Origin of the sequence: Nitratireductor aquibiodomus NL21 = JCM 21793 (genome assembly GCF_000615975.1) — a bacterium.
GTDB classification, from domain to species: domain Bacteria; phylum Pseudomonadota; class Alphaproteobacteria; order Rhizobiales; family Rhizobiaceae; genus Nitratireductor; species Nitratireductor aquibiodomus.
Genome location: NZ_BAMP01000031.1, coordinates 12,455 through 36,150 on the forward strand (window position 1 = coordinate 12,455; position 23,696 = coordinate 36,150).

Below are 23,696 nucleotides of genomic sequence, written 5' to 3' on the forward strand. Positions count from 1 at the left end.
GAGCGACGCAATGCGCGTTGAGACCTTACTGAAAGACCGTGCAGGGCTTACCCCCTCCGCCACCGCGCTCGTCACGGGGCCGGATCGGTTAAGCTACGCCGATTTCGACCGTCTGGCCGACCGTCTGGCCGGGGCCTTATGCGCCCACGGGGTCGAGCCCGGCGACCGGGTTGCGCTTTGCATGGACAACAGCCGGGAGATGGCCATCGCCGTCTTTGCCGGTCTCAGGGCCGGCGCGACGGTGGTTCCGGTCAACCCCGGCGTCAGGACCGAGGGCCTCGCCCACGTGTTAATGGACTGCACGCCGAAAGCCCTCATTCACGAAGCCCGGCACATCGGTCTGTGCAATGAGGCGATTGCCGCAGCGGGCCACACACCCCTTTCCATCGTCGCCCGGACGGAAATCGTTACCCGGACGGACAGGGCCACGCTCAGCGACGCCATCGCCCTCGATGCCTGCCTCGATTTAGAGGCGCCCTTACCCGCCCGGCAGGAAAACGACCGGGATCTCGCCTTTCTGATCTACACCTCCGGCTCATCCGGCAGGCCGAAGGGCGTGATGATGAGCCACCGCAATGTCGATGCGGCAGCGGCGATGATCGCCGATTATCTGGAAAACGACGACAGGGACGTGGTGCTTTCCGCACTGCCGCTTTCCTTCACCTACGGGCTGTATCAGCTCCTCGTGGCCGTGCGCAGCGGCGCGACGCTCGTTCTGGAAAAGAGCTTCGCCTTCCCCCATGCGGTTCTGGAAAAGGCGCATGCAGAAGGCGTCACCGGGTTTCCCCTCGTGCCCACCATGGCGGCCATGCTCGCCGCGCTCGAAGGACTGAAGCCCGATCGCCTGCCGCCGCTGCGCTACATCACCAATGCCGCAGCCCATCTGCCCCCCGCCCATATTCAGGCGCTGCGCGCGCTTTTCCCGGCGGCGCGCATCTACTCCATGTACGGTCTCACCGAATGCGCGCGGGCAACCTTTCTCGCGCCGGAAGATCTCGACCGGCATCCCACCTCCGTTGGCAAGGCCCTGCCGGGCACCGAGGCCCTTGTCATCGATGAAGACGGCAACGAGGCGGAGACGGGCGTCACGGGCGAACTCGTCATCCGCGGACCGCATGTCATGCAGGGCTACTGGAACAGTCCGGAGGCAACCGCGCTTGCGCTGCGCGATGCGCCGGACGGCAGCGGAAAGCGGCTCCACACGGGCGACCTCTTCAAACGCGATGCGGAAGGCTTCCTCCATTTCGTCGGCCGCCGGGACGAGGTGGTGAAGATCCGCGGCGAAAAGGTCTCGCCCGGACAGGTGGACGCCGTGCTCGCCGCCTGTCCCGGCGTGCGCGAGGCGCTTTCATTCACCACGCCCGATCCCGTCTTCGGACACCGGCTCGACGCGCTCGTCGTTGCCGACGATCCCGGCCTCACCGAGCGCATGCTCGCCCGGCACTGCAAACACCGCTTACCGGACTCGATGGTCCCGAAGTCATTCATTTTCCAGGCGGAACTGCCGAAAACGGCAAACGGAAAAACCAGCCGCCGCCTCGCCGCCATGGAGGCTTTGAAAGCATCATGAACGACATGAACATCAGCTTTTCCATCGACGACCTGAAGATCGATCCCGCCGCCGAGACCCAGCGCATCGTCACCGCGCTACGCACCCAGCTGCGCAGCAGACTGCGCAAGCGGGGATTAGTGCTCGGCCTGTCCGGTGGCATCGATTCCAGCGTCTGCGCGGCGCTTGCCGCCCGTGCGCTCGGGCCAGAGCGCGTCTTCTGCCTGTTCATGCCGGAATATGATTCCGACCCGGAGAGCCTGCGGCTCGGCCAGGAAGTCGCAACCACTTTCGGTCTCTCCAGCGTGATCGAGGATATCGGCCCGTCGCTCGCCGCCATGGGCTGCTATGAGCGCCGCGACGCCTTCATTCGCCAGGTCGTGCCGGACTATGGCGCAGGCTGGTCGATGAAGATCGCCATCGCCAATGCGCTCACCACCAAGGCCTACAACATTTCCTATCTGGTGGTGCGGCGGCCCGACGGCACCGTCGAGAAGCACCGGCTCCCGCCAGAAGTCTATCTCGGCATCGTCGCCGCCACCAACATGAAGCAGCGCACCCGAAAACAGCTCGAATATTACCATGCCGACCGGCTGAACTATGCGGTCATCGGCACGCCCAACCGGCTGGAATATGATCAGGGTTTCTTCGTGAAGAATGGCGATGGCGCAGCGATGTGAAACCCATCGCCCACCTCTACAAGTCGCAGGTCTACCAGCTCGCGAAATATCTCGGCGTCCCCGCCGAAATCCGCCGCCGCATGCCCACGACAGACACCTATTCGCTCGCCCAGTCACAGGAGGAGTTCTATTTCGCGCTCCCCTATCGCGAGATGGATCTGTGCCTCTACGGGCTCGACCACGCCATTCCCGCCAAGAAGGTCGCCTGCGCCACCGGTCTCAGCGAGCGGCAGGTGGGGCTTGTGTGGCGCGACATTGCCGCAAAACGCAAGGTCGCCCACTATCTGCACCTGCCGCCGCAGATGGTCGAGGAGATCACCGCCTCCTGATCAGCCAGCCTTTTTGGCCGCGAGCAGCGAAGAGCTGGGGAAACGCAGAAGCATGCCGAAGAGATCGCGCGGTTCATCGGGGTCGGCCAGAAGGTCGAGCTCGATGAAGTGATCGGTCTCGCGCACGCGGTCATAGACATAGCGCAGCGCCGAGAAATCCTCCGTCGCGAAACCGACGGAATCGAACAGCGTGATCTGACGCGGTTCGCGCCGCCCCTTCACCTTTCCGGCAATCACCTGCCACAGCTCTTCCACCGGATGATCTTCCGCAAGCTGCTGGATCTCGCCCTCGATGCGCGTCTGCGGCGGATATTCCACGAAAATGTCGGAACGGGTGAGAATGTCGCGATGCAGCTCGGTCTTGCCCGGGCAGTCGCCGCCCACCGCGTTGATGTGCACGCCGGAGCCAACCATGTTGTCGGTCAGGATCGTCGCATATTGCTTGTCGGCGGTCGCGGTGGTGATGATGTCCGCTCCCTCCACCGCCTCTTCCGGCGTCGTGCAGGCGGTCAGTTCGAAACCCAGCCCTGAGAGGTTGCGCAGGCACTTTTCCGTCGCGCCGCCATCGATGTCATAGAGCCGCAGCCGGTCGACGCCGAGTGCCGCCTTGAACGCCATCGCCTGAAATTCAGACTGCGCGCCATTGCCGATAAGCGCCATGGTGCGCGAGCCCTCGGGCGCAAGATATTTCGCCGCCAGAGCAGATGTCGCCGCCGTGCGCAGCGCCGTCAGGATCGTCATTTCCGTGATCAGCAGCGGATAGCCATTGCCCACATCGGCATAGACGCCGAATGCCGTCACCGTCTGCCGCCCCTCGCGGGTGTTCTTGGGATGACCATTCACATACTTGAAGCCGTAATGCCTGCCGTCGCTCGTCGGCATCAGCTCGATCACGCCTTCGCGGCTATGCGCGGCCACACGCGGCGTCTTGTCGAAATCCTCCCAGCGGCGGAAGTCTTCCTCAATGTAATTCGTCAGCTCCGCCAGAAAGCGCTCCACGCCGATTTCCAGCACCAGCTCCATCATGTGATGCACACTGACGAAGGGAACGAGGTTCAGCTTGTCGATCGAAGGGGTGTAAGTCATCGTCAATGGCTCCTGGTAGGCCGATCCATGATGCGCCGGCCAAGCAGACTGGCTGTGAGGTCGACAAGCAGGGTCGCCGTGCGACCGCGCTCATCGAGAAAAGGGTTGAGTTCCACGAGGTCAAGGCTGGTGACGAGGCCGCTGTCATGCAGCATCTCCATCGCCAGATGCGCCTCGCGGAAGGTTGCGCCGCCGGGCACAGTAGTGCCCACCGCCGGCGCGATGGCGGGATCGAGAAAGTCCACGTCGAGGCTCACATGCAGGCGTCCGCCCTCGGCGGCCACCCGCTCCAGAAAAGCGCGCAACAGCGGCGCTATCCCATGCTCATCAATGGCGCGCATGTCATGAACGGTCACGCCCGCCCCGCGCAGCGCCGTGTGCTCTGCCGGGTCCACGCTGCGCAGGCCAAGCGCGCAGATGCGGGTGGGATCGATCGGTGTGTGAAGGCGCGGAAAGAAGCCGTCGAAACCCGCCTGCCCGCTGGCATAGGCGAGCGGCACGCCATGCAGATTGCCGCTGGCGGTGGTGTCGAGCGTGTGAAAGTCCGGATGCGCATCAAGCCACAGAACGAAAAGCGGTCTGTCGGCCTCCGCCGCCCGGCGCGCCATCCCGGCAAGCGTGCCCGCCGCCATGCTGTGGTCGCCGCCAAGAAAGATCGGCATGCCGTCTTCGCCTGCGGCGTAAGCCGCCTCGCTGATCGCATCCGTCCAGGCGACGATCTCCGGCAGCGCCTTCAGCGCGGGGTTGCCATGCGGCTTCACATCCTGCTGTTTTGGAACAACGGTTCCGAGATCGGAAACCTGATGGCCAAGCTCGCCAAGCGCCGCCACGAGACCGGCCGTGCGCAAGGCGCTCGGTCCCATTTCGCATCCCATGCGCCCGGCGCCATCCTGCACCGGAATACCCAAGATCTTGCAATGCATAGCGCCACCGACCCATTGAACAGTTCCCATTATTCGACCCCGAATCGTCGGCAGAATGAACAAACCAAATTGCCAAAAATTCTATAAGCATTTATCATTTTGCTAATTATGGATTTCATTTTGCACAATCATGGATGAACTCGACGAACGCCTGATCACCCTTCTGCGCCATGATGCGCGCCGCAGCATCTCGGATCTGGCGATGGATCTGGGCGTGTCGCGCGCCACCGTGCGCGCGCGCATGGAGCGGCTGGAGAAGGCCGGGCACATTGTCGGGTACACAGTCATCCTGCGGGCCGACACGGTGGAAGCGCCCGTGCGCGGCATCACCATGGTGGAGATCGAAGGGCGCTCCGCCGACCGCGTGATCCACGCGCTGGAGGGTTTTCCGGAAGTTTCCGCCGTTCACACCACCAATGGCCGCTGGGACGTCGTGGTGGAGCTCGGCGCGACGACGCTGACCGATCTCGACGCGGTGCTGCGCCGCATCCGCCTCATTCCCGGCATCATGAACAGCGAAACAAGCCTGCTTCTGGCCACCCCCCACAGCACCCGCGCCAGACTGTGAGCGCCATTTATGGCTGCGTTAACCTGAAGGCCCTAGCCTGAGGCCCTGCCCCACCGCAAACCGACGAGCGAACCACAATGCCAGACAGAAGCTCCGAACCCATTCGCTGGGGAATTGTCGGCACGGGAACCATGGCCGGACAATTCGCCGAAGACCTGCGTCTGTCGGAGGGCGCCGAGCTTGCTGCCGTTTCTTCGAGAAACGCAGACAAGGCAAAGGCCTTCGCGGCGCGCTACGGCGACCACGTGACGGCCCACACCACGCACACGGACCTGCTGGGCGACAGCACAGTGGATGCCATCTATATCGCCACGCCCAATGACACGCACTTCCCCCTCGCCTGCGCGGCCTCCGAGAGCGGCAAGGGTGTTTTGGTGGAAAAACCGCTTGTCACCACGAGCGCGCAGGCCGTCCGCCTGGCCACGCTCGCTGCGGAACAGGGCGTTTTTCTGATGGAGGCCATGTGGACACGCTTCCTGCCGGCCATCGCCAAAACCAGAACGCTGATCGAGGAAGGCGCAATCGGTGAGGTGACGCGCCTGCGCGGAAGCCTCGCCTTCCACCACCCCTTCGATCCCGAAAGCCGTTTCTACGCGAAAGAGCATGGTGGCGGCGCGATGCTGGATCTAGGAGTTTATAGCATCTCGCTTGCCCGGCTTTTGATGGGTGAACCCATTGAAGTTGCCGGAGAATGGCGCTCCGCACCGACAGGTGTCGATATGTCCGCATCCCTGACCCTCAACTTCTCCGGCGACGTGAAGGCGCATCTCTCATGCGCCTTCGATCATGAGGGCGAAAACTGCTTCATCATCGAAGGCAGCAGAGGCACTCTGGTGCTTCCCGCCCCGTTCATCGCGGCACGGGCCGTTCTGCAATGCTCAAATGGGCTTGCCGCGCAGCTCGCGGCGTTTCCGGGTCGTTCCGTCCCGTCGCATACGATCCGCAAACTCGCCGCCCGCCTGCCATTCTCGGGAATCCGGCGATACACGTTTCCCTATGCGGGATATGGCCTCAGCTTTGAAATTGAAGCGGCTTCAGATGCCATACGCTCGGGCGACACCCATCATCGCCTCATGTCCCCGCTGGACAGTGCGCGCACTCTGGAGATCGTGGAAACCGTTCTCGACGAGGCCAATCGTCTGACCTGACCCGTCAGCCTTCGCCCCAGCGCGGGCTGAAATCGAAACGGGTCTTCGGCGTGTAGTCGTGTTCTCCGGCATTGAGCGCGAGAACCAGCTCGGTCAGGTGCAACGCCACATCTCCCGAAAAGAAGGGTGTGGCTCCATCCTCGAGCGCGCTAGCCTGCTCTGCAATACCGCGCATGAAGTCGATCTGCGAAGGATAGGACGGCAGCGTCTTCTTCCTGCCTGTCCTATGGCTGGACACCCGCTTTCCCGGAAAAACGCTTACCGGCAGGGTTCGGCCGATTCGATGTTCGATTGCGTTCAGCGCCCGTTCCAGAAAAGACCTTTCACGTCCCGCCGCGGACAGATGAATAGGCGAATTGTCATCCCAGAGATCACGCAGGATCAGACTGCCCCTGTCTCCGAGAACGGTGAGCGAGCGATCGCGCGGTGCGGCGAGCCCGCAGGTCAGTCGCGCCCTGACGCCGCTCTCGAAGGTCAGGAGACCTACGGAAAAATCAGGCGCGAGCACTTCGCCACACCCGACACCCTTGTCCGGAAAGCACAGCGCAGAAGACGCTGAAAGATGCACAACCGGGCCAAAGAGATCGACCAGCCAGCTCAGCGCATAGCCTGCATGCTCCAGCGTGCAGCCGATCTTGAACTCTTCCGCGCCAGGCCAGCGCGCGCCCGACCGGCTTCGCCAGTTCTGCCAGTCGGCACGGAAGACGGGGCCGTCCTCCATCTCGGCATAGACGAGGCGCGGACGGCCGATCTCACCTTTGGCCATGAGGCGGACAAAAGCCTCGTGCGCGGTGCTTAGCGCATTGGCGGGGGCGCAACAGACGGTCAGCCCGCGTTCTGCAGCAAGCTTCGCCAGCGCTTCCGCCTCGTCGACGTTCATGGCCAGCGGCTTCTCGCAATAGACATGTTTGCCGGCTTCGAGACACGCCCTGTTGACCGCGTAGTGGCTCTCCGGGTTCGTCAGATTGACAACGATCCAGACATCCCCGTCATCAAGAAGGGACTGCATGTCCGCATAGGCGCGCGCACCATGAAAATCGCAGAACTGGCTGAGCCTTGCAGCATCACGGTCCCACACGCCCGCCAGTTGGAGACCAGGGTGGTTCTGGAGCGTCGTCATGTAATAGTCGGCCACGAAGCCCGTGCCGACAAAAGCGATTTTCGTCATTGGAAGCCTCAACAGGTCCTGACCTTACTTCTTCAGTGAGCGGATCATGCGCAGCACATCGCCCTCGGCCGGATTGCCGCCAAATTCCTCGACAATGCCGAAAGCCCCGCCATAACCCCAGATGGACCAGGCAAAACCGTGTTCCTCTGCCTTTTCGATCATGTCGCGAATATAGCTGCGCGCCACGCGCCGGGGATCACGTCGGGATTCCCGTATTCCTGCCGGATCATGCCGAACTCGCCGAGCAGGATGTTCTCCGGGTCGACGCCATATCGCGCGGTCCAGTCCGCCACCGTCTTGAAGGGCGCATCCATCTGAGCATCCAGTTCCTGCTCCGTGTCGATGCCCGCGATCTGCTCATCAAGATAATCAAGCATGCCGGAGCGGCGCATAAAGGGTGCGTCAGCGCGAATACGCGCGCGCGCCTTTGAAAGCGCAGCTTCCAGTTCCGCCTTGTGCTCGTAGGGAGGGTATGGAACGCCCGTCACATAGCGAATGAAGTCGCCTGCCCACAGGGCGCCCTGCGTGGTCAGGATGAAGGGATCGTAGGAATGAAACCCCCACAGGATGTTGTCGTCCGGAATGCTGTTGGGGTTGAGTGCGGCAAGCCCGCTGGCCGATCCCCAGCACGCACCGGACAGAATGAGCGTAGTGCGCGGCGCAGAAGATCGGGCCGCTGCGAAAAGCCGGCCAAGCTGATCGTCCCAGGTTGCAGCCTCCGCGCCTTTGCAGCCCGTCACGGGCTCATTCAACAGTTCGAAGGCAACGCGCTCGGGGTCCTCAGCAGCCAGCGTACGGCCCATGTCACGCACGAGATCCAGATAGCGCTCGAACAGCGCATCGTCGCGCAGAAGCTCTTCTACCCCTGCAAACCGGTCGGCACCACGCGGATGGGGTGTAGATCGACGATCGCCTTCAGCCCGGCGGCGTTGATGGTGCGCACGCCCTCCAGAACCGACGTTAGAAGGCGCTCGCGCAAATGGTCTGTCTTCGGAGAGAGAAATGGAATGGGATCGACCGGCATGCGCAGGAAATCGAATCCAACATTTTTCAGAAATGCCAGATCTTCCGCATCCAGCCTGCGTCGCCATTCGGGATATGGCAGGAGCACGCCGTCGCGCGACCACTCCGCCTCGTTCGGCCAGGTATCCCACAGATCGAGATTGAGGCCGCGCTCGGGCGAGAAAGTTGCGGCCTCAAGCGGCCCGGAAGCCAGCGCCAAAAGGCCGGCCGCGGCCAGCCCGCGCTTCAACCATGCCGTTCTGCTCGCCATTCAGCGGCCCCCGTTTCCTGATCCGTGCGGCAATCACCACACCCTCCGGATACCAGCCGCGGATTAACGAAACATGGTGATAGACGTTGGCAACCTGTGCTTCAGCACGCCCTTACAAATTTGGGAAATTCCGGTTTGAAATTCTGAAATTCGCTCTGAAATAATGGAAAACCGGTCAAATTCCGAAATTCGGGCGGCTCTGTACCGCCCGAAAAATCATCGCGCCACCTAGGCGCGCAGTGCCTCGGCGTGACCGCTCTCACCGACCTGCACATCCGTCTCGCTTGCCAGCCCGGCGGCGACGACAGAGACCCGGAAGACACCCTCCAGCTTGTCATCGAAGATAGCGCCGACGATGATCTCGGCATCGTCGCCGACTTCTTCGCGGATGCGGGTGGCTGCTTCGTCCACCTCGAAGAGTGTCATGTCGCGGCCACCGGAAATGGAGACCAGCACGCCGCGCGCACCCTTCATGTTGGCTTCGTCCAAAAGCGGGTTGGCGATGGCGGCTTCAGCCGCCTTCATCGCCCGGGCGTCGCCCGTCGCCTCGCCAGTGCCCATCATGGCGCGACCCATGTCGCGCATAACCGAACGCACATCGGCAAAGTCGAGATTGATCAGACCTTCCTTGACGATCAGATCGGTGATGCAGCGAACGCCCGAATAAAGAACCTTGTCGGCCAGTTCGAACGCTTCGGCAAAGGTGGTCTTGGCGTCGGCGATGCGGAAAAGATTCTGGTTGGGAATGACAATGACCGTATCCGCCGCCTGCCGCAGAAGTTCTATCCCCTGCTCGGCGATGGCCATGCGGCGATTGCCCTCGAAGGTGAACGGCTTGGTCACCACGGCGACGGTCAGGATGCCGGCATTGCGGGCCGCAGCGGCAATGATCGGCGCGGCACCCGTGCCCGTGCCTCCGCCCATACCGGCCGTGACGAAGCACATATGCGTGCCCGACAGGTGATCCATGATCTCGTCGATGGTCTCTTCGGCGGCGGCCTGGCCGATCTCCGGCAGCGACCCCGCACCCAGCCCCTCAGTCGAGTTCGCGCCAAGCTGGATCAGCCGCTCGGCCTTCGACATGGTGAGCGCCTGCGCATCCGTGTTTGCGGCGATGAAGTCCACGCCCTGCAGATTTTGCGTGATCATGTTGTTGACGGCGTTGCCGCCGCCGCCGCCGACACCAACAATGGTGATCTTGGGGCGCATTTCTGAGATTTCGGGCTTCTTTTCGTCCGTCATGGGGCCTTGGTCCTTCCTGGGGGCAGGCGGCGACAGCGAATCGCTCCGCCCGCGCGTCCGCATCAGGGAATCAGAGTGCGCACGCTAGTTCAAGTGCGCGCTACGCCACGAATGCCGCCACAATACGGCTCCAATACAAATCTGATGACGTCCTGTAACGCTCGACCGGTAACCGTCAGGACAGAACCTCGGCATTGTCGGCGATCACGCTTTCGCGCAGGAGCCTCAACACATCCGGATCGGCCGACTGCACACGGCTCCAATTGGCGATGAAAGGCGTTTCCATCGGGTGCTCCAGAAAGGTGTGCCCCGCCTCGACGATATTCGCGGCAAAGAGTTCCACGGCCTTTTCCTCCTTGTGGCGATCGACATGCAGACCGTTCATGATGGCGTCATTGTAATAGCGCTCGATTAGATCAAGAGCGAGCCGGTAGTAGGTGGCCTTGAGGGTCCTGAAATGCTCCTGGCTGAAGACCATGCCGTCGGTTGCCAGCTTGCGGAAAATCGCCTTGGAAATGTCAATGGACATGCGCGAAAGCCCACGTGCGGCATCTTCTGCCGACAGCGGCTGGTGCTTGTGGTCGTAGCGGTCGCAGATGTCCACCTGGCAGACCGAGTGGCGACCGAGATTGCGCCAGACTTCTGAAAGAACGCCGATCTCCAGCCCCCAGTCGGAGGGAATGCGGATGTCCGGGAGGATGGACGTTCGCATGGCGAACTCGCCCGCCAGCGGATAGCGGAAAGCCTGCAGATATTCGACATAATCGCTGTGGCCGAAGGTGCGCTGCAACGCCTGCAAAAGCGGCGCGATCAACAGCCGGCTGACCCGGCCATTCAGTTTTCCGTCTGCGATACGCGGATAGTATCCCTTGCAGAACTGGTAGGGAAAGGAAGGGTTGGCCAGCGGATAGACAAGCCGCATGAGCATTTCGCACGAATAGGTGGTGATGTCGCAATCGTGCAGGGCCACCACATCGCTGTCCTGGCATGCAAGCGTGTAACCCATGCAATACCAGACATTGCGCCCCTTGCCGGGCTCTTCCGGCGCGAGCCCAAGAGAGGCGAGGCGCTCCTGAACCGCTTTGAGGCGCGGACCATCATTCCACAGGATCGAATGCTGCTGCGGCAGGCGCGCAAAGTAGTCCTGCGCGAAACGAAACTGACTTTCGTCCGCGCGATCAAGCCCGATGACGATGTGATTGATGTAGCCCACCTTGCAGAGTTCATCGACGATCTGGTCAAGCGCCGGGGCTTCAAGCTCCGAAAACAGCGAGGGCAGGATGAGCGTGATCTTGCGACGGCCGGCGAAAAGGTTGAGCTGTCGCTCCATCTCTTCGGGTGCAATGGTGCCGAGATTGTGCAGCGTGGCGACGCTTCCGCTCTGCTGAAAATCCGACATGATGTTCCTCCCCGCTATTCGATCTCTTCCAGCACTGCGAGCATTTCTTCGTTCCAGCCTGCCGGCCCCGCAAGACGCGCCCTTCTCAGCACCTGATTTCGACCACGGGCAATCTTGCCGATCCCTGCGTGGGCAGGGTTGGGAATTTCAATCGCAATGTCGACGCTTTCCAGCATGTCCCTGTCGTTCGGTGCATCACCAAGTGCGATGCTGATGGCTGGCACGCGCTTGTCTTCAAGCCGGGCCAGAAGCTCCCTGACCCTTTGTCCCTTTGTGCCACCAAACGACAGCGTGACAAACCGACCGCCCTTCTGGATGTAAATGCCCCTCCTGCTCAGTGCCTGACAGAACGCGGCAAACGCCTCTTCCGTTCCGCTCCAGATGCCCGGTTCGGAATACTCACGCTGTTTGGCCAGTTGCGCTGCCTCCAGGCTCAAGCCCGTGCGCGCGGCCACCTCCTGCTCATCCCAGTCCGAAAAGCTGGAATAGCATTGCCGCAGCTCTGGAGGCAGAGCATCGAGATGGCCGATAAGCTCCTCGTAGCGGCCACCGCTCTCATGTTGACTGCCCCGCTCGGAAGCAAGGATGCCAGCCCCATTTTCCACGATGGCCGGACAGTGGGAAAAATCCAGAGCGCGACGCAGCGGCGCGATTTCAGCAGCCGTTTTGCTGGAGGCGAGAATGAGTACGCCAAAGCGCGTGCGCAACGCCTTTATCGCGGGCAAAGCGGGCGTGAAATCATAGGTCTCGTGATCCAGCAGCGTTCCATCCAGATCGCTGAACACGACGAGGCGCGGCCTGATGATCATGAAACCGTTTGCCGGTTGGAGATCCAGCGAGTCTGATACGGAGCAAAGGCTATCTCGCCGGAAAGCTGTGCCACCGGCTCACCAGACAGAAGGTCATGCCACGCATCCCCCTCAATGAGGTTAAGTGACATGGAGGGGATAGATCGTTTCTGACTGGTCAGATTCGATACTGCGAAAATGCTCTGCGACCTGTCGAGGCTCTGGCGCCAAAACCCGAAAAATGCTTCGCCAAGCTGGAGTGTGAACTGCGTGGCATTGGGATGGAACGCGGGCTGCGCTGAGCGCACGCGCACCATCTCCTTCAACCCTGAAAGGACACGGGCCGAGAGCGTGTTCGGGTCATCGAGCTCCTTGCGCAGCATCGCATAGTCCAGTCGCTTCCGGTTGATGGCGCGATTGTAGCCCAGCTTTTCGACACCGTCATAGTCGTTGCGCGTTGCGAGCAGGGAGTGGATGTAAAATGCGGGAATGCCCTCCAGCCCCATGACGATGGCCTGACTGCACAGGAAGCGTTCGACCTGCAGGTGGTCCGTGCCCTGATGTGTGCCGGCGAAGGCGTCGAAGAGGGCCACATTTAGCTCATAGGGCCTGTCTCCATCAGGCCGACTGTAACAGGACACGCGGCCACCGAAACCCTGCACGGTTTCGATCACCCGCGCGATCTCGTTTTCAGGGATCAGCCCCTCCGCCGGACGCAGACCAACGCCATCATGCGAGGCGGAAAAATTGAAATAGGCACAGCCGAGTTGCGCCGGCGGCATCGCCATCTGCCAGGCGTTGAGATATTTCGACGTACCGCCAAGCAGCGCATGCAGGAGAAGCGGCGGCAGCGCAAAATTGTAGATCATGTGCGCTTCGTTGCGATTGCCGAAATAGCTGAGGTTCTCGACATTCGGGACATTGGTCTCGGTGATGAGAACAATCGGCTCTTCGCGATAATCGCACAAGAGCCGGATAAGGCTGATGATCTCGTGCGTCTGGCGTAAATGGATACAGCTAGTCCCGATCTCCTTCCAGAGGAAGGCCACCGCATCGAGGCGAATGGTGCGCACGCCACGCTCTATATGTTCGCGGATGATATCGAGAAATTCGAACAGGACACGCGGATTGGAAAAATCGAAATCCACCTGATCGTGGCTGAAGGTGCACCAGACATGTTTGGTACCGCTTTCCGTCTCGAAGGCGCGCAGGAGTGGATGCGTGCGGGGTCGCACCACCGCACTCAGATCATCTTCGGGGCTCGCCATCTTGAAGAACCGATCCCAGGGTTCGTGGCCCTGCAGGAAATCCGAAAACATGCGGCTCTGACTGGAGCAATGGTTCATCACCAGATCGGACATGAGACGGAAATGCCCGGCGATGCGTGAAATATCGGCCCAGTCGCCCAACTGGCTGTTCACCTCGCGATAGTCGGTGACGGCAAAGCCGTCGTCGGAGGTGAACGGAAAGAAGGGCAGAATGTGTATGGCGGTGAAGACGCCCGCCAGATAGCGTTCGGAAAAATCGTGCAGCAGATCGAGCGGCTTGTGTTCGCCATCCAACAGCGTGTTGCCATAGGTGATGACGTAGTTGTCTTTCTCGCTCCACAGGGAGTTTGCCGGGACCCTGCCACGTCTGCGCGGTTTTCCCTTCTTTCCGAAGAACGCGGCCAGCACCCGCTCTGCGAGCGCGACGGGGTCCTGGTCAGGATAAATGGAGCCTAGGAGCTGGCTAAGACCATTGTGCAGCCTGACGGGCGTCGTCGCTCGCGCCCTGCGCTCTGCTCCCGTTACCGTCATGTGCCGAACCGGTCATGCTGCATTGCAACATGATGGCGTGCGACGACGACAATGGCAAGGGCCATCAGTTTTCCGGCAGCCACCCGCCTTCGGGCGTCGGCGCCAGTGCCGGCGTTTCGAACACACCGACCACGCGTTCGCAGATGCCTGCGCTTTCAGCCGAAAGCGCCTCGCGCCAGCGAGTCGTCTGGAGCATCGCGGCACCGATGGCGACGGGCTCAATGTTGCACAGTTTGAGGAGCTTTAGACCGGCGAGAATGGAGCTGCCGGTGCTGATGACATCATCCACCAGAAGCACGCGGCGCCCCTCGATGAGGGGCAGCATGCGAGGATCCACATAAAGGCGCTTCTGTTGATCGGGGCTGGTGACGGAGCGCAGCGGAACCGAGCGCTCTTCCTCGTACCAGAACTTGCGCGACGTGCTGAGCGGCACATAGCGGCTGTGACCGAGCGCACGGGCGACCTGCGAAGCGAGCGTGAGGCCGAGAGTGGGCAGACCGATAACGACATCCGGCCTGAAGGCAGACGCCTTTTCGGCCAGCGCCTTTGCCAGCGCGTCGGAAACGGTGAAGCTTGCCTGGTTGACGATGAGCGAGGCAAGCGCCCGCTCGCCGCCCGAAAGAACGCGGATCGGGAGGCCGAGCTGACGCCCGTCGGGCAGCTCCGCGGGGAAGAAACCCTTATGGCCGCCGCGCGGCGCGCGCTCAAAGGTTCCTGCCGGTTCGAGCACCTGCCAGAATGCCTGGGGATCGATCTGGAAATCGGAATGCGTCATTGTCTGCCGAAAGGCCCCGCGTTAAGAATGAGCTGTTTTCACCTTGGATTTCTGTTCCCGGACAGAGCGACAATCTCCACGCCGGCCGCCCTGCTGCGGAAGGCACCTTTTATCCGGGCAGACGCATAAATGGAAAGGGCGTATTGATGGCTGTTAACGAGGATGTTCGCGCGGAGCTGGATTTTCTCGTCGCATTGCGACGCGACCTGCACGCCCATCCCGAACTGGGCTTCGAGGAAGAGCGGACCAGCCAGATCGTCGCCGAACATCTGACAGAGACCGGCATGAAGGTGCACCGCGGCCTTGGCGGCACCGGCGTGGTGGGCACGCTGACGGTGGGCAATGGCCCGCGCACCATCGGCCTGCGCGCCGACATGGACGCGCTCGCCATGCCCGAAACCGCCGACCGCCCCTATAAATCCACCGTGCCCGGCAAGATGCATGCCTGCGGCCATGACGGACACACGACGCTGCTTCTGGGCGCAGCGCGCGAACTGGCGCGCACGCGCAATTTCGCCGGAACCGTGCATTTCATCTTTCAGCCGGCGGAAGAAGGCCGTGGCGGCGCAAAGCGCATGGTGGAAGATGGGCTGTTCGAAATGTTTCCCTGCGATGCGGTCTATGGCCTGCACAACATGCCCGGCCTTGACACCGACGAGATGGCTGTGGTGGAAGGCCCGCAGCTTGCCTCTTCCGATAGCTGGCAGGTGCGTTTTCGCGGTGTCGGCACCCATGGCGCAAAACCGCATCTGGGCAAGGACCCGGTGACTGCGGGCGGGCATTTCGTATCCAGCCTGCAGACGATTGTCGGCCGCGTGGTCGACCCGTTACAGCCCGCCGTGGTGAGCGCCTGCTCGCTACAGGCCGGCGATCCCAACGCGCTCAACGTGATCCCCGATTTCATCGACATAGCAGGAACCGCCCGCGCCTACACGCCGCGTGTGCGCGACCAGCTGGAAGAAGAGATCGGCCGGCTGGCGAACGGCGTGGCTGCGATGTTCGGCATCGAGGCGGAATACCGCTTCATCCGCCGAATTCCGCCCGTGGTGAACGATGCGGATGCGACGGCGCGTGCGCTGGCGGCGGCGAAGGCTGTGTGCGGAGACAAGGTGCGCACCGACTTTCCGCCTTCGACGGCGGGCGACGATTTTGCGTTTTTCTCGCAAGATGTGCCCGGGGCCTATGTGTGGCTCGGCAATGGCCCGGCCGTGGATGGCGCGCTGCACCACAACACGGCTTATGACTTCAATGACGGGGCGATTGGCACCGGCGTAAAATTCTGGACGACGCTGGTGGAGCAGGAACTGGCTGCCTGATTTTTGATGAGGGGCGAGCGCCGGCTTCTGAAACCTATCCCAGAATTTCGAGAACCGGCGTTTCCAGAACAGCGGGGCGGGCATTGTCGGCGATGCCGAGATCGGTCTGGTGCGGGCCGGCATTGCAGGCGAGCGTCGCGCCGAAACAGGCCTTGAACACCAGATAGGGCGGCTCCCAGTCGACAATGTCGTCCATGGCGGAGCGCAGGGCCGCAAAGCCCGCCGCCACATCGGCCAGCGGTTCATCGGAAACGAGGCCCGACAGGGGCAGCGCCAGAGAGGCGACGATGCGACCGCCCTGCGCAACGGCCATGCCGCCGCCGGCCTCGATCACCCAATTGGCCGCTGCCGCCACATCTTCTTCATTGCCGCCGAAAACCGTGACGTTGTGGCTGTCATGGGAAACCGTGGTGCAGAACGCCCCGTGCCATGAACCCCAGTCGGTGAGATAGCCCACGCGCGGAATGGCCGGCGCGCGGCCATGACGGTGAATGACGCTGATGAGCGTCGCGCCTTCCGGTGGCACGACGAAGCCGCCGCGCACCGACGCTTCCGCCTCGCCCCACTCGGTGAAGCGGGGGCGGTGAATGGTGGCGACGCGCACGCGCTCTCCCTCCGCCCGGACACGGAAATCATCGGGCGTGAAGGTGGGGCATTTGATGGAGCCTGTGAGCGGCGCGGTGGAATGCGCCTTCACCGGGGCGGTCAAAGCGCCATCGCGCGCGACCACGACGCCATTGGCGATCACGGCGGCGGCGCGGAAATTTTCCAGATCGTCAAACAGCGCGATGTCGGCGCGGCGGCCTGCGGCGACAAGGCCGAGATCGGGGCGCGCGAGCCGGTGCGCGGCATTGAGCGTTGCGGCCTGAATGGCCCAGCTCGCCGGCATGCCGTAGCGCACCAGACGGCGCACCACATCATCAAGCCCGCCTTCGTTCAGAAGCGAGTCGGGAAACACATCGTCGGTGCACAGCGTGACCGTGGAAGGCAGCCGCCCGAGCGCGTTCAGGGCTTCGACGAATTCCGGCAGAAGATGGTCGTGCGAACCGCGCATCTCGATAGCGAGGCCGGCGCGCAGCTTGGCCATTAGATCATCGCCGGAGACGAGTTCGTGATCGGAGCTGACGCCGGCGGCCATGAAGGCATTGAGGTCTGCGCCCGCGAGGCTGCGGGCATGGCCGAAGACGGGCTTGCCGCTTTCAAGGCCGGCCTGCACCACGTCACGCATGGGCGCGGTGCGGTCGATGACGCCGCGCATGTTCATGACCTCGGCAACGCCGCCAATGCCGGGACGCGCCAGCATGTCGGCAAGCTCGGCTCCGCCGAAATCGGCACCGGACATTTCGAGACCGGGAGCTGCGGGAACGCAGGACGGCGCGAGCACGATCATGCGCAGCGGCAGATCGGCTGCCGCCTCCAGCGCCCAGGTGACGCCGTCGAGCCCGTGCACATTGGCGAATTCGTGCGGATCCCACTGAACGGTGGTGACGCCGCGCGGCAGCACGGCCTGCGCATAGGCCGCAGGCGTAATCATGGAGCTTTCCACATGCATGTGCATGTCGATCAGGCCGGGCGTGATGGTGAGCCCTTCCGCCTCGATGATCTTGGCTGCGTCGTCGCGCGCGCCCCGCTCGTGGACGCTGGCGATGAGCGCGCCGACAATGCCGATGTCGGCGGGGCGCAATTCGCCGGTCACCGCATCGAGCAGCGTGCCGCCGCGAATGAGAAGATCGAAAGGCGCATCGCCGCGCGCGGCTGCAACGGCGCGGGCGCGCAGTGTAGGATCGTTGAGGTCATGGGGTTCAGCGATCATGCGCGGGCGGCCTCCACGAGGGCGTCGAGCGCCAGCGCACGAACGCGGGTGGCATCGGCGCGCATGCCCCAGAGCACATTGGGTTTTGCGCGAGGGCGTTGATCGACAATGGTGCGGCCACGCGTGTGCGCACCGGAAAGCTCCATCGTCACTTCTGCTTCTTCGAAGACGAAGGCGTCAGGCGCGACGAAGGCGGCGGCGGCGGTGGGATCGTAAAGCGCCATGGCGCTCCGTCCGCTGTTGAGCGCAATGTCGACATAGGCGCCGAGCAGGTCGGCCAGGATTTCGGCCTTCGGCGTGCCGACAGCGCGGACGGTGTCGACATCCTCAGGACCGACAAGCACCTGACGGCACAGGTCGAGATCGGCGACGCGCAGCGAAATGCCGCTGGCGAGAACGATGGCGACCGCCTCCGGATCGGCGAAGGCGTTGAACTCGGCGGACGCCGTGTGGTTGCCACGGGTTGCGCCGCCGCCCATCCAGGTCACGCTGTCGATCTTTGAAAGCAGGTCCGGGCGGGCGAGCGACAGGATCGCGATGTTGGTGAGCGGGCCGAGCGCCAGGATTTCGCCCGGCGCATCGAGCCCTTCAAGCCATGCGGTCAGAGCCGCAAGCGCATCGGTGCGCGGCAGCGCCTCGGCTTGAGGAAGGCTGCGCCCACGGGTGGGAATGCCGGTGGGCCCAAGAACATGGGCGGGTGTTTCCACCCCGCCCAGGATCGCCCGTTCCGCGCCGGTGTGGATCGGGAACCGCCAGCCAAGCAGCGACGCGGCACCGGCGGCGTTGGCGCGCACCGCATCCATCGGCGCGTTGCCGAACACCAGCGAGACGCCCGCCACCGGTTTCGACCCGGCTGTGACCATCATGATCGCCAGAATGTCGTCGAAGCCCATATCCGTGTCGATCCAGACCAAGGCGGACACTCCCTTTCTACATGCGTTCGAGAACGGCGGCGCGCTCCGGCGGCAGGTCGAAGGCGACCTTGCTGCCCGGCTCGAAAGCGGGTGCGGCGGCATCCATCTCGGCCTTGATGGGGCCGAGCGGGCTCTTCAAGAGATACTCGCGCGAGCCGCCGGCAAAGGCTGCGCCAAGCACCTCACCCTCGAAGTTCCCCTCACCGAGGGTGACCATGTTGGGACGCCATGCAAGACCGGAGGCACCGGCGGCAGGCTTTGCGGAAAGCTTCATCGCGCCGGCTTCGGTGCGAATGCCGTCGCCTTCCACCGGGAAGATGTTCTCGAAGCCGACGAAGTCCGCGACGAAGCGGGACTGCGGGCGGTTGTAGACATCCTCGGGCGAACCGACCTGCTCGATTGCGCCTTCCTTCATGACGACGATGCGGTCGGCCAGCGCCAGCGCCTCGTTCTGGTCATGCGTGACGAAGACCATGGTGACGCCGCTCTCGCGCTGAACGCGCTGCAGCTCGGTGCGCATTTCCAGACGCAGACGCGCATCAAGGTTGGACAGCGGCTCGTCGAGCAGCAGCACCTTGGGCTCCATGACCAGCGAGCGGGCAAGCGCCACGCGCTGCTGCTGACCGCCGGAGAGTTCCGCCGGCTTGCGGCTGTGGAACTTTGAAAGCCCGACCATGGCGAGGCCGGCCTCGACCCGCTGGTTGATCTCCATCGTGGGGAGCTTTTTCAGGCGAAGGCCGAAGGCGACGTTCTCGAACACGGTCAGGTGCGGGAACAGCGCGTAGGACTGGAACACCAGACCGACATGACGCTTGTTGGCCGGCACATAGGTGATGTCCGCGCCATCCAGCGTGATCTTGCCGGACGCCGGACGCAGAAGGCCGGTGATGGCGCGCATGGTGGTGGTCTTGCCGCAACCGGAGGGGCCGAGCAGCGCAATCAGCTCGCCCTTGCGGATGGACAGGTTGAGGCTTTCGACCGCGACGGTCTTGCCATAGGCGAGCGTCAGATTGCTCAGATCGAGATAGGTTTCATCAGACATAGCGGGAGAACCCCAGGAAACGTTCCGCGAGGAAAACGATGGAAATGGAGAGGAAGGCGAGCAGCGCGGCGAGAGCGGCCACCGACGGATCATAGGTGATTTCCATGTACCAGATCATGTCGATGGGCAGCGTGCGCACGCCCGGTCCCGAAAGGAAGAGCGACACCGGCACCTGATTGAAGCTGGTGACGAAGCCCAGAATGAAGGCCGCCAGAATGCCGCTCTGAATGTTGGGCAGCACGATCCGGAAGAAGGTGGCGACCCGCGAAGAGCCGAGGATGACCGCAGCCTCTTCGATGTCGCTGCGCAGATTGTCGAGCGAGGCCGAAACCACGCGCACCGCATAGGGCAGGATCAGCGCCGTGTGGGCGATGAACAGCGCCACCCCGACGCTGACATCAAGCGGGATCACCAGATAGCGCAGAAGCGCCAGACCGACGATGATGCCCGGCACGATGATCGGCGCGGAGACGATGGTGCGGATGGTCTCGCCAAACGGCAGACGATAGCGCGAGGCGGCATAGGCCACCGGCACGCCAAGCACGAGTGCAGCGAGCGTGCCGAAAATGGCGAGGAACATGGAAAGCGCAAAGCTTGCCCTGAAACTCTCCACCTCGAACACTTTCATCACCCATTTGAGCGACAGGCCCTGCGGCGGGAAGGCGAGCGTTTCGCCACCCGAAAGGGCCGCCGCGACGATGATGACGAACGGCCCAAGCAGGAAGATGAGGACGAGCGTCAGCGTGACGTAGGACAGAAGGCGGGAGGTCATCGCTTGTTCCTCGCGGTGGCCAGGCGTTTCAGAAGCAGGTTGGCGGAGAAGCTCATGACCATGAGGATCATGGCGATGATGCTTGCAGAGGCGAAATCGTTGGCAACGGTGACGCGCTGATAGAGCAGCGTTTCCAGCATCAAGACCTTGGAGCCGCCGAGAATGGCGGGGGTGATATAGGCCGTGAGCGAGCCGGTGAAAACAAGCGTGCCGCCGATGACGAGCCCTTCCTTGGTGAGCGGAAGAATGACCTTGACGAAAACCTGCAGCCAGTTGGCGCCCAGAACGCGCGCGGCGGGCACGGCATCCTTGGGCATGTTTTCCAGCGCGCTGATCAGCGACAGGATCATGAGCGGCAGGAAGAGCTGCAGAAGACCGATGAAAACGGCCGTCTCGGTGAACAGGAACCGGATGGGCGTGTCGGAAAGACCGAGCCAGACAATGGTCTCGTTGACGAAGCCGGTGCGGCCCAGAATGACGATCCAGGCATAGGTGCGGGCGACGGGCGAAATCATCAGCGGCATGACGACGAGGCCGATCATGCGGCCGCGCGCGGTGGGCGGCAGCGTGACGATGGAATAGGCCGTGGCATAGCCGATGACCGCCGACACGGCGGTCACGATCGCGCCGAGCTTCAGCGTGCGCCAGAAGACGGTGCGGTTGAGCTCGCTTTCAAAGAAGCCGGCATAGGACGCCAGCGTCCAGCTTCCCTCGGCGCGAAAGCCTCGGAAAGCAGGATGCCCACGGGAACGAGAAAAACGATCGCCGCGAAGACCGCCGCGGGCAACGCCAGCGCCAGTCCTTCCATCCGATTCTGAAACATGTGTTGGAACCTTGTGTTGGGTTCGGGGGCAGACCCACTGCCCGCCCCCGGACCATCGCATCAGCTTAACGGCTTACTGACCGATCTGAGCATTCCACTCCGAGAGCCAGCTCTCGCGGTTGTCGAGGATGACGGCCGGGTCGAGAAGCTGGAGGCTCTCAACGGTCTCGGCGCCATAGGTGAGGTTTTCGGCGATCTCGTCGGAGACCTTCACCTCGGAATTGGCGGGGCTGTCCACCAGCGCCTCGGCAAGCTTGGTCTGAATCTCGGTGGAGAGCCAGAAATCCATGAACTCATAGGCGAGATCTTCGTTCTTCGCACCCTTGGTCAGGATCATGACGTTCATGCCGCCGGTCTGGCCTTCCTTCAGGGTGGCCCAGGCCATGTCAAAGCCCATCTTGGAATATGCGCCCCAGGCGAAACGGCCAATGGGTGCGGCGAGGATTTCTTCCTGCTGCATGAGCTGTGCGACCTGCGAGGAACGCTCGTAGAAGGTGACGATGTCGTCCTTGTTCTTGGCGACTTCACCGATTGCCGCTTTCAGGTCTGCCGCATCGTCGCCGATGGCCTTGCCGACCATGTAGAGCGCGGGCGGGCCCTGATTGGTGCTGACATTCGGGAATGCAACGCGGCCCTTCAGCTTGTCCTGAAACAGGTCGGCCCAGCTTTCAATCGTCACCTCGTCGGCGCGGTAGGCGATGGAGGTGGCGTAGAAGGTGTAGCCGACGGCCAGATTGTCGCCGAGCGGATCCTTGGCGATGTCGTAGAGCTTGTCGTAGTTCGAAAGGCGGCTGACATCGATGGACTGGGTGATGCCCTTGCGCGCAGCTGAAAGCGCATCATGGGTGGACATAACAGCCATGTCGATTTCCGGATCGTCCTTGCGTGCTTCCAGCTTTGCGAGGCGCTCCACGGAGTTGCCGGTCTCGACCACCAGCTCGCAGCCGCACTGGGCCTCGAACGGATCATAGACGATCTCTTTGAAAGCGTCCTGGGCGAAGCATAGACGGAGATGACGAGGGTTTTGTCGGCAGCCTGGGCTGCGCCGCTGAGTGCAGCCAGTGCGACGCCGGAGGCGAGGAGTTTCTTGAACATGTCTGATCGCTTTCTTCTCTGGTGGTGCTTTTTCTAGACTTGGTCCGTGGTGGATGACGCGGACCAGGCTTGGACCGGCGCCCTTTCGCCAAGAGCGGCACGACCCAACACCGGGCCACTGGATTGGCGTATGATGAGCTGCATCGGGATGCAGCTTTGGCCCTTAAGGGCCGGCAGATCGGACGACGCGTCGCGCGCACCGTCTTGATCGATCTGGAAAATCAGGTCGGCAATGGCGATCTCGGCAATGCGCTCCATGTCCATGCGCATGGTGGTGAGGCTCGGCGCAATGACGCCGGCCCAGATGAGATCGTCAAAACCGGTGACGCTGACATCGTCGGGAATGGAGATGCCGCCCTGTTGCAGCTCGGTGATGGCGCGCAGGGCATGGAGATCCGACACGGCGGCGAAGGCCGTAACGCCCTCCTCCACCAGACGCACGAGACCGAGCGGGCAGCCGGAACCATGGCTGCGCTCCATCTCGCCGATCCAGATCAGGCGGGTTTCGCCCTTGCCGGCAAAGGCTTCACGAATGCCGGCAATGCGGTCGTTCTGAACGTTGGAATCGGAATGAAGGCCGATGATCGCCACGGAACGATGGCCGAGATCGAGCAGGTGGCGCCCCATTTCAAGGCCGCCGCTGCGGTGATCGGCGGCAACGGTATTGCCCGGCGTGGAAGGGGAATCGATGACCGCGACGGGACGGCCGATATCGCCAATACGCGTGCCGTGGCGCGGCACGACGACGATGCCATCCGCGCCACGCTCGATCAGCCGGTTGATGGCGCGGGACTGGGCTTCGATATCGCCACGACTGTCGCCTATGAGCACGCCATAGCCTGCCTCGGAGGCCGCATGCTCGATGGCCTGCGCGAATTGCGGAAAGAGCGGATGGCCGATATCGGCCAGAACGAGACCAAGCACATGGCTGCGCCCGGTACTGAGCGCCCGGCCTGCGAGGCTGGGCACATAGCCCAGCTCTTTTGCCTTTTCGCGGATCGCCCGGCCGAGCTCCTTCGACACGCGGCCCTTTCCGGACATCGCGTTTGAAACGGTCGCAACCGATACGCCAAGAGCTTTGGCAATATCGGATAGATTGGCGCGAGAAGCCATCAAAGCCCGGTTCACATGAAGGTTAAGCGTTTAAGCATTATGCCCGGCAAGAACCGTCATGTCGAATCGGTTTTTGAAAAT

Annotated in this window: 17 protein-coding genes and 4 pseudogenes; 5 read left to right on the forward strand and 16 right to left on the reverse strand. The window is 62.6% G+C overall.

All coding sequences use genetic code 11. The features are described 5' to 3' along the window. Nucleotides 1-10 precede the first annotated feature (10 nt). The gene (locus JCM21793_RS10660; protein WP_025030340.1) at nt 11-1,570 is read left to right on the forward strand and encodes a class I adenylate-forming enzyme family protein; all 1,560 of its coding nucleotides are present in this window, start codon (nt 11-13) and stop codon (nt 1,568-1,570) included. Beyond that, a pseudogene (nadE, locus tag JCM21793_RS25325) lies at nt 1,567-2,558 on the forward strand (NAD(+) synthase). The gene JCM21793_RS10660 and the pseudogene nadE overlap by 4 nt, the downstream one beginning before the upstream one ends. On the opposite strand, the gene ocd reads toward nadE, so the two are convergent. Together ocd and rocF are read right to left on the reverse strand one after the other, a co-directional pair. Beyond that, nucleotides 2,559-3,644 (reverse strand): ornithine cyclodeaminase, encoded by a 1,086-nt coding sequence (gene ocd / locus JCM21793_RS10670; protein WP_025030341.1) that lies wholly within the window; start codon nt 3,642-3,644, stop codon nt 2,559-2,561. It lies immediately after the preceding pseudogene. Nucleotides 3,645-3,646: 2 nt separating this feature from the next. Then, nucleotides 3,647-4,567: an arginase gene (gene rocF, locus JCM21793_RS10675; RefSeq protein ID WP_025030342.1), complete on the reverse strand. Its 921-nt coding sequence runs from the start codon at nt 4,565-4,567 to the stop codon at nt 3,647-3,649. A 130-nt stretch (nt 4,568-4,697) separates the two neighbouring features. On the opposite strand from rocF, the gene JCM21793_RS10680 reads away from it, so the two are divergent. Both JCM21793_RS10680 and JCM21793_RS10685 read left to right on the forward strand, forming a co-directional pair. Continuing rightward, nucleotides 4,698-5,135 carry an Lrp/AsnC family transcriptional regulator gene (locus JCM21793_RS10680; RefSeq protein WP_025030343.1) on the forward strand — a complete coding sequence of 146 codons (438 nt, stop codon included), beginning with the start codon at nt 4,698-4,700 and terminating at the stop codon, nt 5,133-5,135. A gap of 77 nt (nt 5,136-5,212) precedes the next feature. Further along, nucleotides 5,213-6,283 carry a Gfo/Idh/MocA family protein gene (locus JCM21793_RS10685; RefSeq protein WP_025030344.1) on the forward strand — a complete coding sequence of 357 codons (1,071 nt, stop codon included), beginning with the start codon at nt 5,213-5,215 and terminating at the stop codon, nt 6,281-6,283. Nucleotides 6,284-6,287: 4 nt separating this feature from the next. Here JCM21793_RS10685 and JCM21793_RS10690 read toward each other — a convergent pair whose 3' ends face one another. The 7 genes and pseudogenes from JCM21793_RS10690 to JCM21793_RS10720 all read right to left on the reverse strand — a co-directional run bounded on the left by JCM21793_RS10690 (nt 6,288) and on the right by JCM21793_RS10720 (nt 14,727). Further along, nucleotides 6,288-7,451 carry a Gfo/Idh/MocA family protein gene (locus JCM21793_RS10690; RefSeq protein ID WP_025030345.1) on the reverse strand — a complete coding sequence of 388 codons (1,164 nt, stop codon included), beginning with the start codon at nt 7,449-7,451 and terminating at the stop codon, nt 6,288-6,290. Nucleotides 7,452-7,475: 24 nt separating this feature from the next. Next, nucleotides 7,476-8,724: pseudogene (locus JCM21793_RS25330) on the reverse strand (glycoside hydrolase family 5 protein). Between the two features lie 228 nt (nt 8,725-8,952). Next, complete coding sequence (gene ftsZ / locus JCM21793_RS10700) at nt 8,953-9,966, reverse strand: cell division protein FtsZ (RefSeq protein ID WP_025030346.1); 1,014 nt, start codon at nt 9,964-9,966, stop codon at nt 8,953-8,955. A gap of 175 nt (nt 9,967-10,141) precedes the next feature. After that, nucleotides 10,142-11,365 carry a glycosyltransferase family protein gene (locus tag JCM21793_RS10705; protein ID WP_025030347.1) on the reverse strand — a complete coding sequence of 408 codons (1,224 nt, stop codon included), beginning with the start codon at nt 11,363-11,365 and terminating at the stop codon, nt 10,142-10,144. A 14-nt stretch (nt 11,366-11,379) separates the two neighbouring features. Continuing rightward, nucleotides 11,380-12,174 carry an HAD-IIB family hydrolase gene (locus JCM21793_RS10710; RefSeq protein ID WP_025030348.1) on the reverse strand — a complete coding sequence of 265 codons (795 nt, stop codon included), beginning with the start codon at nt 12,172-12,174 and terminating at the stop codon, nt 11,380-11,382. Next, nucleotides 12,171-13,952, reverse strand: coding sequence for a sugar phosphorylase (locus tag JCM21793_RS10715; protein WP_025030349.1), 1,782 nt, complete (start codon nt 13,950-13,952; stop codon nt 12,171-12,173). Before JCM21793_RS10715 ends, JCM21793_RS10710 begins: the two co-directional genes overlap by 4 nt. Before the next feature lie 64 nt (nt 13,953-14,016). After that, complete coding sequence (locus JCM21793_RS10720; RefSeq protein WP_025030350.1) at nt 14,017-14,727, reverse strand: phosphoribosyltransferase; 711 nt, start codon at nt 14,725-14,727, stop codon at nt 14,017-14,019. Between the two features lie 146 nt (nt 14,728-14,873). Between JCM21793_RS10720 and JCM21793_RS10725 the strand changes: the two genes are divergently transcribed. Beyond that, on the forward strand, nt 14,874-16,043 hold the full coding sequence (locus JCM21793_RS10725; protein ID WP_025030351.1) for a M20 aminoacylase family protein: 1,170 nt from the start codon (nt 14,874-14,876) through the stop codon (nt 16,041-16,043). A 34-nt stretch (nt 16,044-16,077) separates the two neighbouring features. Here JCM21793_RS10725 and JCM21793_RS10730 read toward each other — a convergent pair whose 3' ends face one another. The 7 genes and pseudogenes from JCM21793_RS10730 to JCM21793_RS10760 form a co-directional block, all read right to left on the reverse strand. Further along, nucleotides 16,078-17,856: an adenine deaminase gene (locus JCM21793_RS10730; protein ID WP_025030352.1), complete on the reverse strand. Its 1,779-nt coding sequence runs from the start codon at nt 17,854-17,856 to the stop codon at nt 16,078-16,080. After that, nucleotides 17,853-18,770, reverse strand: a complete 918-nt coding sequence (locus tag JCM21793_RS10735; protein ID WP_025030353.1) for a nucleoside hydrolase — start codon at nt 18,768-18,770, stop codon at nt 17,853-17,855. The genes JCM21793_RS10730 and JCM21793_RS10735 overlap by 4 nt, the downstream gene beginning before the upstream one ends. Before the next feature lie 16 nt (nt 18,771-18,786). Beyond that, nucleotides 18,787-19,812 (reverse strand): ABC transporter ATP-binding protein, encoded by a 1,026-nt coding sequence (locus tag JCM21793_RS10740; RefSeq protein WP_025030354.1) that lies wholly within the window; start codon nt 19,810-19,812, stop codon nt 18,787-18,789. Beyond that, nucleotides 19,805-20,584, reverse strand: a complete 780-nt coding sequence (locus JCM21793_RS10745; protein WP_025030355.1) for an ABC transporter permease — start codon at nt 20,582-20,584, stop codon at nt 19,805-19,807. Before JCM21793_RS10745 ends, JCM21793_RS10740 begins: the two co-directional genes overlap by 8 nt. Continuing rightward, nucleotides 20,581-21,407: pseudogene (locus JCM21793_RS25335) on the reverse strand (ABC transporter permease). The gene JCM21793_RS10745 and the pseudogene JCM21793_RS25335 overlap by 4 nt, the downstream one beginning before the upstream one ends. Before the next feature lie 73 nt (nt 21,408-21,480). Next, nucleotides 21,481-22,502: pseudogene (locus tag JCM21793_RS25340) on the reverse strand (ABC transporter substrate-binding protein). Between the two features lie 33 nt (nt 22,503-22,535). After that, nucleotides 22,536-23,615, reverse strand: a complete 1,080-nt coding sequence (locus JCM21793_RS10760; RefSeq protein ID WP_025030356.1) for a LacI family DNA-binding transcriptional regulator — start codon at nt 23,613-23,615, stop codon at nt 22,536-22,538. Nucleotides 23,616-23,696 lie beyond the last annotated feature (81 nt).